A 14000-nucleotide genomic window follows, 5' to 3' on the forward strand; every position below is an offset into this window, starting at 1 on the left:
CCCCCGCTCCGGCTCCCGCCCCCACTCCCGCTCCCGCTCCCGCTCCCCGAATGGAGTTGCCGCCGGAGCGGTCGGGTGTTTGGATCGAGTCATGCCAAGCACCGCGCAGTACCTGGGGTTCGTCGTCGCCGCACTCATCCTGATCCTCATCCCCGGACCCTCGGTCATGTTCACCGTCAGCCGGGCCCTCGCTTACGGCCGCATGCAGGCCGTGCTCACCGCCTGGGGCAACGCGATCGGCACGTTCGCCGGCGCGACCCTCGCGGCGGTCGGACTCGGCGCGCTCATCCAGGAGTCGGCGCTGGCGTTCGCGATCGTGAAGTACGCGGGCGCGGCGTACCTGGTGTTCCTGGGCGTCAAAGCGCTGCGCGACCGAACGGGCCTGATGGACGCGCCCGAAGCAGAGGCGGGGAGGAGCCCCAAGCGGGCGCTGGCGACCATGGCGGAGGGCTTCGTCGTGGGGCTGCTCAACCCGAAGACGATCCTGTTCTTCCTGGCGATCCTCCCGCAGTTCATCAATACCGAGTCCGGTTCGGCCACTGTGCAGATGCTGCTGCTCGGTGCGACCTTCGCGGTGCTCGCGGCCGCCTGCGACACGGTCTGGGGCGTGGTGGCCGCGGCCGCCCGCGAGGTGCTCCGCCGCCCCCGCCCGAAACTGATCCTCAGCCGGACCGGCGGCACCGCTCTCATCGGACTCGGCATCACCGCCGCCGCAGGAGAACGCGCCTGACGAGTGCTTCCGCGACGACGTCCGACGAGGCACCGATCGAACCGTTGGCGGACCGGACTGTCGTACCAGTGCGACAGGTTATGTCCGGGGGCGCTTCGACACACCCGACCTCGGGTGACGGACCCATTTGGGAGCGCTTGCATATAGAAAGTCATAGATATATAGTGTGTGGACCCCTCACCGCGATCCCCGCATCTCACGGCTCGCACGGTCCGCCCCCTGGGCCGTCACGACGCCTCCGGCAGCGTCAAGAGAGGACCCCATGTCAGCCATCTCCCTCCCCCGCATGCGCAGAGGATTGATCGCCGCAGCCGCCGCGGCGTTCGTCGCCGCGGCCGCGCTCATCGCGGTCATGATCCCGCAGCCCGCCAACGCCGCGTCCCTCACCAGGATCTCGGACTTCGGGGCCAACCCCAGCAACCTGGAGATGTACCTCTACGTGCCCGACAACGTGGCCCCCGAACCGGCCATGGTCCTCGGCATCCACTGGTGCACCGGCTCCGCCAACGACTTCTACAACGGCACTGAATGGGCCCGCCTCGCCGACCAGTACGGCTTCATCGTGGTCTACCCCTCGGTCACGCGCTCGAGCAAGTGCTGGGACGTCGCATCGGCGGCCTCGCTGAGCGGCACCGGGTCCGACTCGCTCGGCATCAAGTCCATGATGGACTGGACGATCGCCGAGTACGACGTCGACACCGACCGGATCTTCTCCACCGGGATCTCCTCCGGCGCCATGATGACCAACGTGATGCTCGGCGTCTACCCCGAGGTCTTCGAGGCGGGCGCGGCGTTCTCCGGCGTCCCCTACACCTGCTTCCGTACCACCAACGGCTCCGAGTGGAACTCGGAGTGCTCGCAGGGCCAGATCAACCGCACGCCGCAGCAGTGGGGCGACGAGGTCCGCGCGACCAACCCGGGCTACAGCGGGCCGTGGCCGCGCGTGCAGATCTGGCACGGCACCGATGACGACGTGCTGTTCTACCAGAACTTCCAAGAGCAGATCGACCAGTGGACGAACGTCAACGGCACCGATCAGACGCCCGAGCTCTCCGACACGCCGCAGGCGAACTGGAACCGGACCCGCTACGGCGGCACCGGGGCGCAGGCACCGGTCGAGGCGATCAGCCTCCAGGGAGTCGGCCACAATCTGATGGCGAACGGCATGGCGGCCAAGGCGCTCGAGTTCTTCGGGCTCGACGAGTCGGTGGAGCCGACCTCCCCGACCGTCAGCCCGACCGACCCGGCCACGACGCCCACCGGCGGCCCGACGGGCGGATGCTCGGCGGCCATCAAGGTCGTCAGCACCTGGAACTCGGGCTGGCAGGCCAATGTGGATGTCACGGCGGGCAGCGCCGCGATCTCCGGCTGGAAGCTGACGTGGACCTGGCCGAGCGGGCAGACCATCTCCAGCTCCTGGAACGCGGGCGTGACCAGTTCGGGCACCTCGGTGACCGCCGAGGACGTCGGCTGGAACGGTTCGGTCGCAGCGGGCCAGACCCGGACCTCCACCTGGGGCTTCATCGGCACCGGAACGGCCGCCACACCGGCCGTGACCTGCACACCGGCGTGATCCGCTTACCCCACACCGAAGCAGCGGGGCCGCCGGCGCCCCGGCGACTGCGGCCCCCGCGGTCGGTCGTGCCGCCGCGGGGGCCCCCCCACGGACGGCGGGATCGAGGATCCCGCGGCGCGCAGGCCGGGCTGCCGGAACGGCGCCGGGAATGCCGCTCGGAACGGTCACGGACCTCCCGCTCCTCCAGGCCGCGCAGCGGCCGATCCAAGTCACACTGCGGTTGTCGACTTTCCGACAGTGTGAACCGCAGCGCCCTGCTGAGGATGAGGAGTGCTCCGTTGGCGCAGTCAACCTCTCGATGACGAAGGTGCTCAGCCGCATGAACGACGAACCGAGTGTGATCACGACTGTGAATTCGGGCCTTGAGGACGGACGGTCCTTGGAGCCGTCGCTGCAGTTGGGACCGACGGCGCAGATGTACGGATCGCTGGCGGCCGTGCTCGCCGGTTTCGCCTTCACCGCGCTGGTGCTCTACCTGGGACGCCAGAACCGCCATTCCGGAGCGCATGATCCCCGACTGCGATCGGGGAAGTACAGGCACATCAATCCGTCCTCGATCGTCAAGACCTTGTTCTACGCGATGTGCACGCTGACCATCTGCGCCTTCCTCTACGCCAGGCTCGCCGGAGAGTCGGTCGCCTCGGGGCGGGTGCTGCTCGGGATGTCCCTCTCCGCAATGGTGCTCGCCCCCGCGGTGCTGTCGTTGTTCTACGCGCTGAATCTGGTGATGGTGACGCACGAAGTCACGAGGTCGAGCGCGGAGGCCACGCGATGGGTGGTCGCGGCGGCGGGCCCGGCCGTGGTCATCGGCCTGATGGCGGACCTGCTCGACACCGCATGGCGGTCGGGGTGCGGTGGGACCTGCACGCCATGGCTTTCACCGCGCTGGTGGTGCGCCTGGGTCGCCCTGTTGTTCCTGGTGGTGGGGATGCTTGTCACGGTCCCCGTGATCAGGCGGGCATCGCGTCTGGGCCGCCCGGTTCGGTGGCTGCTGCGCCGTGAGCCGATTCAGGCGGCGGCGGATCTGCTGCTGAGCAGGCCGCACTTCCCTGCGCTCATCTCGGTTTCCCTCGCCTTGATCATCGGTGTCGGCACCATTTGGTCCGGGCGAATGTCCGCGGTAGACGCGGACGCCTTCGATCCGCGCTACTGGGTCCATCCGGTCCTGGTCCTCACCGCGATGGTCATGGCCACCTTCGCCTTCGCCACCGGCAGCATTCTGAGCCCGGCCCGGACCGAACGGCCGAGGCGCATTCGAGTCGGCGACCGGTGGTTGGACTTCGCGGTCGTCACCGGTATGCCGCGGGTCCGAGTGGTGGATGTCGGTACCGGGCAGGTCCTGGGAACGGTGGTCGGATTCAAGGCCGAGCGCCCGAAGCTGCTGAAGCCCTGGAATGCGATCAGCGCACTCTGGCTGACCGATCACCCCGAAGACGTCGAGAAGGCGAAGGAGACCGCCAGAAGTGTGCTCGACCGGTATCAACGCCGGCAAGCGCAGGCTGTCGACGGCGAACGTCCATAGGTTGGGTTCCGCCCCTGCGGCGCCGATGGCCGAGGACGGCGTCGGGGCGCTGATCGCGATGATGCTCGGCGGCTTCCGCTGAGCGCATCGGGCCGCGGGGAACCCTAGACTGGGCTCATCACGTGCGCATCGCCGTGCAGGACTTGAACGGAGCCGCCTGAGATGACCGAGTTTCCCCCTGAGGTCCGCGACCGGTTCGACGGTGCGGGCATGGACCTCGACAAGCTGTTCTCCGCCGGTGAGTTGGGCGACCGCATGGGGATCGAGGTGCTCGAGGCCGCCCCGGAGCGGGTGGTGGCGCAGATGGCGGTCGAGGGGAACCGGCAGCCGTACGGGCTGCTTCACGGCGGGGCCTCGGCGGTCCTGGCCGAGACGCTCGGGTCGGTCGGTTCGATGCTGCACGCCGGGCCCGGGAAGATCTCGGTCGGCGTGGACCTCAACGTGACCCATCACCGGGCCGTCAGGTCGGGCACGGTCACCGGCGTAGCGACGCCGATCCACCGTGGACGGTCGACCGCGACGTACGAGATCGTCGTCAGCGACGGGGACGGCCGCCGCATCTGCACCGGGCGGCTCACCTGCCTGATCCGGGAAGCGCCGCAGGATTGAGACGCCAAGCGCCGCAATGATGCGGGGGCTCAGCGCTGCCGCTCCAGGAAGTCCCCGATGAGCGGGGTGATCACGTCCAGGCGTGTTTCGAGGGCGAAGTGCCCGGCGTCGAGCAGGTGCAGTTCGGCTTCCGGCAGGTCGCGCAGGTAGGCGCGGGCGCCCGCCTCGGTGAAGAACGGGTCGCCGGCGCCCCAGACGATGAGGGTCGGCGGCTGGTGCTCGCGCAGCCATGCCTGCCAGGCGCCGTATCGCTCCACATTCGACTTGTAGTCGAACGCCAGCGCGACCTGGGCCTCCTTGCGTCCGGGCAGGTCGAGGTAGTGCTGGTCGAGTACCCAGCCTTCGGGCGCGATGAGTGAGGGGTCGGGGACGCCGCTCTCGTACTGGAACCTGGTGCCTTCCAGGGTGAGCAGGTCGCGGATCCGGTCTTCGGCGCCGGTCTGGTCGGGGGCGAGCGCGATGAAGTCCTGCGCCGCTGCGGAGAGGCCGTCGGTGTAGGCGTTGCCGTTCTGGACGACGAGGCCGGTGATCCGCTCGGGCCGGCGTTCGGCGAGGCGCAGGCCGACGGGGGCGCCGAAGTCGAAGAGGTACATGGTGAAGCGCCTCAGGTCGAGGTGGTCGACGAAGCCTTCGACGATGTCGGCGAGGCGGTCGAAGGTGTAGGTGAAGGCTTCGGGGGCGGTGGTCTGGCCGAAGCCGGGGTAGTCGGGGGCGATGAGCCGGTGGTCGGCGCCGAGGGCGTCGATGAGGCGTCGGAACTGGTGCGAGGCGGTCGGGAAGCCGTGCAGGAGGAGCAGGACGGGGGCGTCGGCGCGGTCGGGCACGGATTCGCGGTAGTGGACTTCGACGCCGTCGATATCGATGCGGCCGTGGCGGACCAAGGGGAGACGATGCATCTGTCACATGCTTTCTTTGCTTGATATTCCATTAGTCTTGGAACACGACACTAACGCATACATGATTCGATGTAGCATTAGGGTCATGAATGCGACGACACCGCTGGTCGGTGAGCCCTTGGCGGTCGATCTGGTGAACACCTTGACCGCCGAAGGGGACCTGCTCGAGGATCCGGGCGCGCTGGGCGCGTGGCTGGCGCTCGAGGCCGACCGGTTGCCCGGGTTCGGCGGGAGCGCCGATCGCGTCGCATTGCAGGCCGTGCGGGCGGTGCGCGAGCACGCGGCGGCCGCGTTCGGCGCTTTGGCCGACGGGCGGCGGCCGCCGGATTCGAGCTTGCGGGGCCTCGCCGCAGCGGTGAACGCCGCGCCCGGCCGCGTGCGGCTCGCGTGGGACGGCGCATCGGTGGCGGCGACGGTGCGACGCGAAGGCGCTGCGGCCGAACGGCTCGCTGCGGACCTCGCACAGGCGGCGGTGGACCTGCTCGCCGACCCGGCCGTGTCGAAGCTGCGTCGTTGCGGCGCCGAGGACTGCGTACTGCTCTTCGTGCCCGCCCATCCGCGCCGCCAGTGGTGCTCGCCCGAACGCTGCGGCAACCGCGTCCGCGTGGCCCGCTACTACGAGCGCCGCAAGGCCGAGCGCTGAGTCGACATCCTCAGTGGACTGGTTCGATGAGGTACACCGAGCTGGTCCCCCAGTCGCACACGGCGAGTCGACCGTCGGGTGCCACCGTGATCCCGGTGGGGCTGTCGAAGCCGTCGGCAAGGGTGGTGCGGGTGCGGCTCGATCATGTCCACAGCCGACCCGCCGTAGTCGACGACGTAGACCGCGTAGCCTGCCAGGCCGCGCTCGGCGCTCGAGCGCGCCCACCTTCTCGCGGCACCGCGCCCGTGCCGCAGCTCGCCCGCCCCATCACGGGCACCGACACGAGCGGAACACCCGACCTCATGCGCGAGCACGCACGCTCCTTCGCCCGCGCGGCACTGCGACCGGAAGAGCGAACGACAGAAGCCGAAGCGGAAGAGCGACCAGGTCACGGGCCCAGCGCACGAGTTATCCACAGGCGACAACTTCCTGTTGCGACCCGACTACAACACGTGTCAGCCTTGATGTAAAAAACCATCCGGCTCCTGCGGGATGGCGGCGACACCAGGGGATTCGCGAACGTCGCCATACCGAGACCGCGCGCGGGAAGCCACCCGCGCGCGGTCCCCGCAGGAGCCGCCTCCTCCATGGAGATGCGGGCGGCCGGGTCCGGTCCCGGCCGCCCGCGACAACCGCAACCGGTGTACCGCGCAGCCGCGCGGAGCCGGCTCGCGCGACGCTCGCTCAGGCGAGGAGGTCGTTCATCGTGCCGTAGCCGATGCCGTCCGCGATCGCCGCATACGAATCGTCCTCGAGGAGACCGATAGCGGCTCTACGCGCCACTTCGTAAGCGGCCGTTGCCAGTCCCGGGCCCAGGCTGATCCTCGCCACACCCAACCGTTCCAGCTCCGAAGGCGCCAGCGCACCCGGCCCGGCCATCACGTTGAGCGGCAGCCGGATCGCCTTCACCAGCGCGGCGATCACTACCGGATCGGTCACGCCCGGCACGAAGATCCCGTCGGCTCCGGCCTGCGCGTACGCCTCGGCGCGAGCCACCGTCGCGTCGAGCCGCTCGGATGCCTCGCCGATCCCGGCCAGGTACATGTCGATGCGCGCGTTGATGAACAGGTCCGGCCCGGCGCCCTCCCGGGCCGCGCCCAGTCGTTCCACCTGATCGGCGACCTCGCGCAGGGACCCGGGGGCCTCGGCCGTGGTGTCCTCGATGTTCACGCCCACGGCACCGGTCTCGGCCACCGCCGCGAGTGTCGCGGCCACCTCCTTCGGCGTCGCGCCGAAACCGGACTCGATGTCGGCGGTCACCGGCACGTCCACGACGCGCACGATCCGAGCGATCGCGTCCACCGCCGCATCGCGGTCGAGCGCGTCACCGTCGGGACGGCCGAGGCTCCACGCGATCCCCGCACTCGTGGTCGCGATCGCGGGCGCGCCGGCGGCGGCGATGACCGCGGCGCTGGCGGCGTCCCAGCAGTTCGGGAGGCGCAGTGCCGGGGTGGCGTGGAGGGAGCGGAAGCGGGCGGCGGTCGGATTCGTCATGGGGACAATGAAAGCAGGGATGTCGCCTCGTGTCTGGCCACGAAGCGACATCACCGTCGATCGCGTCAGGCGGGCCCGATCGCCGAGACGATCGCGTCGGCGAGTTCGGCCGGCTTGGTGAACTGCGGCCAGTGGCCGGTCGGCAGGTCGATGTAGGCGACCTCCTTCACCGCGGCGATCTCCTTCACGAACGGCACGCCCTGCTCGATCCAGGCGCGGACCATGGCGCTGCCGAACTCGCAGCAGATGAGGGTGACCGGCACGTCGAAGCGGCGCTCGTCGCCGAGCACCTGCTTGTCGAAGGCGACGCCTCGCGGCGTGGGGATGGCGCTGGCGCGGAAGGCCTCGCGCAGGTCGTCGTCAAGGTCGACCAGGTCTTCGTCCTCGAACACGTTCCAGTCCGGGAGCGGGATCTCGCCGTCGACGACCGGCAGCTCGTCGTTGATGACGCCGCCGGGGCCGAGCGGTGCGGAGTCCACATAGACGACCCGGGCGATCCGGTCGGGTCTGGCGTCGGCGACCGCGTGCGCGACCGCGCCGCCGCCGGAGTGGCCGACGAGCACGACCGGGCCGTCGAGGGCGTCGACGGCGGCGACCACCGCGTCGACGTGGTCGCGCAGGCCGATGCCGCTGCGGTCGGCGTCGCGGGATTCCATGCCGGGCAAGGTGAGCGGATGGGTTCGGTGCCCGGCCTTCTCGAGTGCGGGTGTGATATCGCTCCATGACGACGCGTCGAGCCAGAAACCGGGAATGAGGATGACGTCCATCGCCCGACGATAGCGGCGGGCACCGACATCGGGCCTAAGTCTCCCGCGCGCAGGGTCATCACCGTGATGTCGGCGTCCGCGCCGACCCTGATCGGCGGGCCGTTCGTGCCCGCGCCGTTCGTCACGTACACCTGCGTGTCCCCGTGCCGTTCAAGACCGGTCACCTGGCCGCTGCGGATGAGCGACGCGTAGTGGACGGGCCACATCTGCCCGCCGTGGGTGTGCCCGGAGAGCTGAAGGTCCACGCCGTACTCGGCGGTCCGGTCGATCGCGCTCGGCTGGTGGGCCATGAGGACCACCGGGCGCGCGGGGTCGCGGTCGCCAAGGGCCGCTTCGAAGTCGGGGCCGGTCTCGTCCGCGATGTGGCGCTGCTCGACGATGAGGTCGTTGACGCCCGCCAGGTCGAAGCCCGCCAGCTCGACGCGCGTGTTCGGGAGGCCGATCATGCCGAGCTCGGCCACGCGGTCGTACCATTCGTCGGCGCCCACGTAGTGTTCGGCGTTCCCGGCCACGAAGTAGGTCCCGTCGCGTGCCTGGAGTCCCGCGAGCGGGTCGGTCGCGTCCCGGATCTGGTCGGCCTCGTTGCTGGCGAGGTCGCCGACGAACGCGATGAGGTCGGCCTGGGCCCGGTTGATCTGGTCGACGACGCGCTCGCAGTAGCCGCGGCCGCGGATCGCCGAGAAGTGGGTGTCGCCGACGACGGCGATCCGGTAGCCGTCGAACTGCCGCGGGAGGCGGGCCAGGGTGACGGTGACCGGTTTGAGCGGCGGCGTGCGATAGCCCTCGTACAGGCCGTGGCCGACGGTGGCGACGGCGAGTGCGGAAGCGCTGAGTCCGATCGCGCGTGACATCACGCGACGTCGCGACTGACCGGTGCCATGTGATGTATTACCCGTGCCGGGGGTCGCGGTTTCCTCGACCGTGTCAGTGGCGTGTGACGCATGAACGGTGTCGGCCTTCGGGTCTCGGTCCGATGCCGCTGGTCTCGGGGTCGACTCGGTCGGCGGCGCCGAGGGCCGGGGCCACAGTCTGAGCTTGATGAGCATCGAGTGGAGGTGGTGCCAGAAGCCGTCCGCGCGGTCGGCGGCGATCTCGGCTTCGGACTTCCCCCGCCGGGCCCGGCGGATGAGGACGAACCGCAGCGCCTCTCCCACGACGAGCAGCCCGAACAGGTACATGAAGATCCCGAACCAGATCCAGCCCGGCCAGCCTACGAGCTCCTGGAACCGCATCGACGCTTCGGAGGGCGCGTACATCCGCGCGAGCAGACCGAGCACCGTCAGCACGCCGAGCAGGACCGCGCCGATCGGGCGCCACTTCGAACCCGGCTTCGTCGTGTCGCGGCAGAGCCGCCACCACAGGTAGTAGTGCAGGGCGGCGAACCCGACGGTGACGGCGAGGAACCGGACGACGAACCACGCGAAGGCCATCGGCTAGCGCCCGGCCAGGGCGCCGCCGTTGGACTGGACGATCTGCGCGGTCACGTGCCCGGCTTCGGGCGCGGCGAGCCAGTGGGAGAGGTCGGCGATGTCACCGGGATTGCCGGCCCGGCCGGTGACGGTCTGGCCGATGAGCCTGGCGCGGCGGGTCTCGGTCATGCGGTCGCCGAAGAACTCGGTGTCCTCGATGTAGCCGGGGGCGATGACGTTCGCCGTGATCCGCTTGGGGCCCAGTTCGGCCGCGAGGTCGATCGCGTAGGGGTGGAGGGCGGCCTTGGAGGCGCCGTAGTAGCCGTTGCCGGAGCCGCGGTAGGCGGCGATGGAGCTGTAGAGGAGGATGCGGCCGTCGTCGTTGAGGTGGGGCTTGAGCGCTTCGACGAGGTGGACGGCGGTCATGACGTTGAGGCGTAGGTTGTCCAGCCAGGCTCGGGAGGCGGCGGCGAGTCCGTCCCCTGTGGAGGCGGCGATGCCGCCGGCGCAGGCGGCGATCACGTCGACCGAGCCGTAGTGTTCGGCGGCGAAGGCGGCGACGCGTTCGGCGCCTTCGACGGTGGCGAGGTCGGCGGCCACAAAGGTGGCGCGGGCGCCGATTCCGGCTGCGGCGGAGGCGAGCACGTCTTCGCGGCGGCCGACGAGGATGACGTTGTCGTCGGTGAACCGGGAGGCCACCGCCAGGCCGATGCCGGTCCCGCCGCCGCTGACTACCACTGTGCGCGTCATGATCTGCCTCCTCGTGTTCCTGGTCGCAGCCGCAAGTCTAGAAGCCCGGTACAACGCTGCCGCAGACCAGCCCGCGATCCGCCGCTACGCCTCCGGACCCGGTGCCGCCGCCCTTCGCGCGAAAGCGGCCGCCGTCCAGAGACCGGTGGGTTGTCGCCCATGAGATGGCTCCTTGCCGGCGTGGTGCGGCTTCCACATCGATCGGGAACGGCCGCCTGGAGCCGCGCTCGCCGGCTCCGCAGCCGTTCCCGATCGACCCGTCGTTCGTTCACCGGAGGACCGGGTTCGCGGATCCGTTGCGTGTCAACGCAGCTCCTGGACGAGGCCGATGATGACGCCGGCGGGGCCGCGGACGTAGCCGTAGCGGACGTAGTCCTCGTACTGGGCGATCTCGCCGACGAGTTCGGCGCCATGCGGGCGCAGCGCCGCGAAGGTCTCGTCGACGTCGTCGACGACGAACGCGAGGCGCGGGATGCCCGGGGTGCTCACCGGCTCCCACGGCGCCGGCGCGGTGGCCTTGGGGCTGTGGATGACCGACAGTTCGACCTGGCTGTGGCCGTCCGGGGTCCGCAGCATCGCGATGTCCGATCGGAGGCCTTCCAGCGCGGTGAGCTTGTCCGCCCATTCGCCGCTGACCGACGCCTGGCCGACCAGCTCCATGCCGAGGGTGGTGAAGAAGTCGATGGCGGCCGGGAGGTCGTCGACGACGATGCCGGTGTGGTCGAGTCGTTTCAGTGCCATGGCTGGTCTCATTTCTCTTCGTAGTAGCGGCGGGCGCTGCTGCCGACCCGGTTGAGGTCGGTGCCGTAGACGTGCAGCGAGATCGCGGTCTCGCTGCCGGTGTTGCGGATGCGGTGGAGGTCGCCGGGCGGGGCGAAGCCGCTGACGTCGCCGGGCCGGTTGTCGTTCTCGCCGATCGGGTTGAGCCGTTCGTCGAAGATCTTCGTGCTCGATGCCTTGGAGGACGCCGACGACGCACCAGGTGATGTGGTCGTGGATCCGCGTGGTCTGGCCGGGCCGCCAGATCACGGCGGTCACGGAGAAGCTGCCGTCGGGTTCGGTGTGCAGGACGTGGCCGGTGGGTCCGTCGGGGGCGCCGAGTCGCTGTTCGGGCGTGAGGATCTCGGGGCCGGGCAGGATCGGGCGGTGCCCGTCGGCGACGAGTCGGGCCGCTCCGGGCCAGTCGGTGGGGTTGCGGAGCGCGGCGCGGACCGCGCTGGTGACCCCGGTCAGTGCGGGTGTCGCGGTGATGGTGGCTGTCATGGCTCCAGGGTCCCCCGGATCGATTCATAGGTCCAATGCCAGATCCTGTGGAAACCCATAGATAGCATTGATACATGCTCGATATCGTGCGGCTTCGGGTCCTCGCGGCGGTGGCCGCCCACGGCTCGGTCACCAAGGCCGCCAGTCACCTCCACTATGCACAGCCGTCCGTCAGCCATCACCTCGCCCGGCTGGAGGCCGAGACCGGGGCGCGGCTGGTGCAGCGCGTGGGCCGTGGCATCAGGCTCACCCCTGAGGGCGAGATGCTGGCGCGGCGCGCCATTGAGATTATCGGCCGTGTCGACGCCGCCGAGGCCGAACTCGAGGCGATGGTCGGTCTGCGGACGGGGCGGGTGCGGGTCGCCGGGTTCCAGTCGGCGCTGAGCACGATCGTCCCCGAGGCGGTGTCGGCGATGCGCGGGGAGCATCCGGGGATCCGCGTCGAACTGTTCGAGGCCCACCCCGTGTCGGCGCTCGCGATGCTGCGCGCCGGCGAGGTCGACGCGGCAGTCGTGTTCCGTTACGAGGAGGACCTGCCCGGGGACGTGCGGGGCGTCCACCTCTTCGATGATTCGATGTTCCTGGTCAGTCTTCGCGAGGGCGACACGCTGCTCGATCACCGCGATTCGGCGTGGATCGCCGGCTGCGAGCGCTGCCGCGAGGAGCTCCTGGAGGTGTGCGATGCGGCGGGTTTCACGCCCGAGATCGCCTTCACCAGCGACGACATCATCGTCCAGCAGGCGCTCATCGCGACCGGTCTCGGCGTGACCACCAATCCGGGCCTCGCGCTCCGGACGCACCGCCGTTCCGATGTCGCGGTGACCGAGATCGAGCGTTCCCGCAGGGTCTACCTCGTCACGTACGGCGAACCGCCGGACCCTCCCGCGACCGCGGCGTTCATCGCGGCGCTGCACGTCGCCGCACGACGGTACCGGTGACCGGGCGGCGCCCCCGCCCCTTTCATTGTGTATCACCGCGAGTGCGGAGCGACTGCCACCGGGACCGTGTTCGGCCGTTGACCTGGGGCAGAATCGTCGGTCTACACGTTCGAGCAGAGGAGTCAGGGAATGCGCGTGCTGCTGGCCTCCCGCGGATCGCGCGGTGACATCGAACCGCTCGCCGGACTCGCCGCCCGCCTGGTCGCCGAGGACGTCGAGGTGGTGGTCGCCGCCCCGCCGGATCGCGAGTTCACGGAGCTGCTCGACCGCGCCGGCGCACGGCACTTGCCGGTGGACGCGCCGATCCGCGCGATGGTCCAGTCCATCGCCAAGGGCACCGGTCCGAGCATGCAGCAGCACATCGGCGAGATCGTGGCCTCGCACGGCCCGGCGTTCACCGCTGTGGCCGAATCCGGTTGCGACGCGGTCGTCGCGACTGGGCTGTTCCCGGTCGTCGCCACCGCGCAGGCCGTGGCCGAACGGTACGGCATCCCGTTCGCCAGTGCCGCTCTCCAGCCGACGACGCTGCCGTCGCACACCCGGCGGCCCTTCCCGATGCCCGGTTGGCCGCTTCCCGAGGGCCTGGGCAACCGCGAGCTCTGGGAGTGGGACAAGCGGAAGACGCAGGGGGTCTTCGGCGGGCCGGTCAACGCCTTTCGCGAGTCGATCGGATTGCCCTCCACTGAGGACGTGCGTACCCGGACGCTGACCGGGCATCGCTGGCTCGCGACGGATCCGGTCCTGAGTCCGTGGGAGCCGACCGATCTCATCGAGGTCGTCCAGACGGGCGCGTGGATCCTTCCCGACGACCGGCCGCTTCCGGCCGACTTGGAGGCGTTCCTCGACGCGGGCGAGCCGCCGGTGTACTTCGGCTTCGGCAGCATCCCGGTCCGCGGCGCCGAGGACGCGGCGCGAGCCGTGGTCGAGTCGGTTCGCGCCCACGGTCGCCGTGCGGTGCTCGCGCGCGGTTGGGCGGGCCTGGCCCCGGTCGACGAGGGTGCGGACTGCTTCGCCGTCGGCGAGGTGAACCAGCAGGCGCTTTTCGCGCGGGTCGCCGCGGTCGTCCATCACGGCGGGGCGGGCACCACCCACGCTGCGACCCGTTCCGGTGCACCGCAGGTGATCGTGCCGCAGATCGTGGACCAGCCTTACTGGGGCGGTCGCGTCGCGGCGCTCGGGGTCGGGGCGCTCCACGAGGGTCCCGTGCCTACCGCCGAGACGCTCACGGCCGCATTGGCGATCGCGCTCGCCCCGGAGACGCGGCGGCGGGCCGCCGAGGTCGGCCCGGCGATCCGCGCCGACGGTGCCGATACGGCGGCGGGTCTGGTTCTCGGCATGGCCGCTTCGCCGTGACCTCGCCGCGGTGAGCGTTGCGGGCGTTGACGGGTCGCTGCGGTCAGGGT

General features: G+C 70.2%; 13 protein-coding genes and 2 pseudogenes. 8 read left to right on the forward strand and 7 right to left on the reverse strand.

Features of this window, described 5'->3' with window-relative positions; genetic code table 11:
• Positions 1-91: 91 nt before the first annotated feature.
• From JHY01_RS07670 to JHY01_RS07685, 4 genes are all read left to right on the forward strand, one after another.
• The gene (locus JHY01_RS07670; protein ID WP_205325028.1) at positions 92-730 is read left to right on the forward strand and encodes a LysE family translocator; all 639 of its coding nucleotides are present in this window, start codon (positions 92-94) and stop codon (positions 728-730) included.
• Positions 731-992: 262 nt separating this feature from the next.
• Positions 993-2303 carry a PHB depolymerase family esterase gene (locus JHY01_RS07675; RefSeq protein ID WP_205325029.1) on the forward strand — a complete coding sequence of 437 codons (1311 nt, stop codon included), beginning with the start codon at positions 993-995 and terminating at the stop codon, positions 2301-2303.
• A gap of 322 nt (positions 2304-2625) precedes the next feature.
• Positions 2626-3828, forward strand: coding sequence for a hypothetical protein (locus JHY01_RS07680; protein ID WP_205325030.1), 1203 nt, complete (start codon positions 2626-2628; stop codon positions 3826-3828).
• Positions 3829-3990: 162 nt separating this feature from the next.
• Complete coding sequence (locus JHY01_RS07685; RefSeq protein WP_205325031.1) at positions 3991-4437, forward strand: PaaI family thioesterase; 447 nt, start codon at positions 3991-3993, stop codon at positions 4435-4437.
• A 29-nt stretch (positions 4438-4466) separates the two neighbouring features.
• On the opposite strand, the gene JHY01_RS07690 is transcribed toward JHY01_RS07685, so the two are convergent.
• Positions 4467-5333 carry an alpha/beta fold hydrolase gene (locus JHY01_RS07690; RefSeq protein WP_205325032.1) on the reverse strand — a complete coding sequence of 289 codons (867 nt, stop codon included), beginning with the start codon at positions 5331-5333 and terminating at the stop codon, positions 4467-4469.
• Positions 5334-5418: 85 nt separating this feature from the next.
• On the opposite strand from JHY01_RS07690, the gene JHY01_RS07695 reads away from it, so the two are divergent.
• On the forward strand, positions 5419-5976 hold the full coding sequence (locus JHY01_RS07695; protein WP_205325033.1) for an ABATE domain-containing protein: 558 nt from the start codon (positions 5419-5421) through the stop codon (positions 5974-5976).
• A 10-nt stretch (positions 5977-5986) separates the two neighbouring features.
• Here the strand turns inward: JHY01_RS07695 and JHY01_RS28060 are convergent.
• The 4 genes and pseudogenes from JHY01_RS28060 to JHY01_RS28065 all read right to left on the reverse strand — a co-directional run.
• Positions 5987-6076, reverse strand: a pseudogene (locus tag JHY01_RS28060) (hypothetical protein); the annotation flags it as partial.
• Between the two features lie 584 nt (positions 6077-6660).
• On the reverse strand, positions 6661-7470 hold the full coding sequence (locus tag JHY01_RS07705) for an isocitrate lyase/phosphoenolpyruvate mutase family protein (protein WP_205325034.1): 810 nt from the start codon (positions 7468-7470) through the stop codon (positions 6661-6663).
• A gap of 65 nt (positions 7471-7535) precedes the next feature.
• Complete coding sequence (locus JHY01_RS07710; RefSeq protein ID WP_205325035.1) at positions 7536-8237, reverse strand: alpha/beta fold hydrolase; 702 nt, start codon at positions 8235-8237, stop codon at positions 7536-7538.
• Between the two features lie 185 nt (positions 8238-8422).
• Positions 8423-9493, reverse strand: a pseudogene (locus tag JHY01_RS28065) (metallophosphoesterase); the annotation flags it as partial.
• Here JHY01_RS28065 and JHY01_RS26495 point away from each other — a divergent pair.
• Entirely contained in the window at positions 9414-9602 is a 189-nt protein-coding gene (locus JHY01_RS26495) for a hypothetical protein (RefSeq protein ID WP_240192508.1), read from the forward strand. The pseudogene JHY01_RS28065 and the gene JHY01_RS26495 overlap by 80 nt on opposite strands.
• Positions 9603-9670: 68 nt before the next feature.
• Here the strand turns inward: JHY01_RS26495 and JHY01_RS07720 are convergent, their stop codons facing one another.
• Positions 9671-10396 (reverse strand): SDR family NAD(P)-dependent oxidoreductase, encoded by a 726-nt coding sequence (locus JHY01_RS07720; protein WP_205325036.1) that lies wholly within the window; start codon positions 10394-10396, stop codon positions 9671-9673.
• A 303-nt stretch (positions 10397-10699) separates the two neighbouring features.
• Complete coding sequence (locus JHY01_RS28070) at positions 10700-11137, reverse strand: VOC family protein (RefSeq protein WP_205325162.1); 438 nt, start codon at positions 11135-11137, stop codon at positions 10700-10702.
• A 596-nt stretch (positions 11138-11733) separates the two neighbouring features.
• Here JHY01_RS28070 and JHY01_RS07730 point away from each other — a divergent pair.
• Both JHY01_RS07730 and JHY01_RS07735 read left to right on the forward strand, forming a co-directional pair.
• Positions 11734-12597, forward strand: a complete 864-nt coding sequence (locus JHY01_RS07730; RefSeq protein ID WP_205325037.1) for a LysR family transcriptional regulator — start codon at positions 11734-11736, stop codon at positions 12595-12597.
• A 129-nt stretch (positions 12598-12726) separates the two neighbouring features.
• Complete coding sequence (locus tag JHY01_RS07735; RefSeq protein ID WP_205325038.1) at positions 12727-13950, forward strand: glycosyltransferase; 1224 nt, start codon at positions 12727-12729, stop codon at positions 13948-13950.
• The last annotated feature ends 50 nt before the right edge of the window (positions 13951-14000 follow it).

The sequence above is a fragment of the Glycomyces sp. YM15 genome, from assembly GCF_016918015.1.
Classification (GTDB): Bacteria; Actinomycetota; Actinomycetes; order Mycobacteriales; family Micromonosporaceae; genus Glycomyces.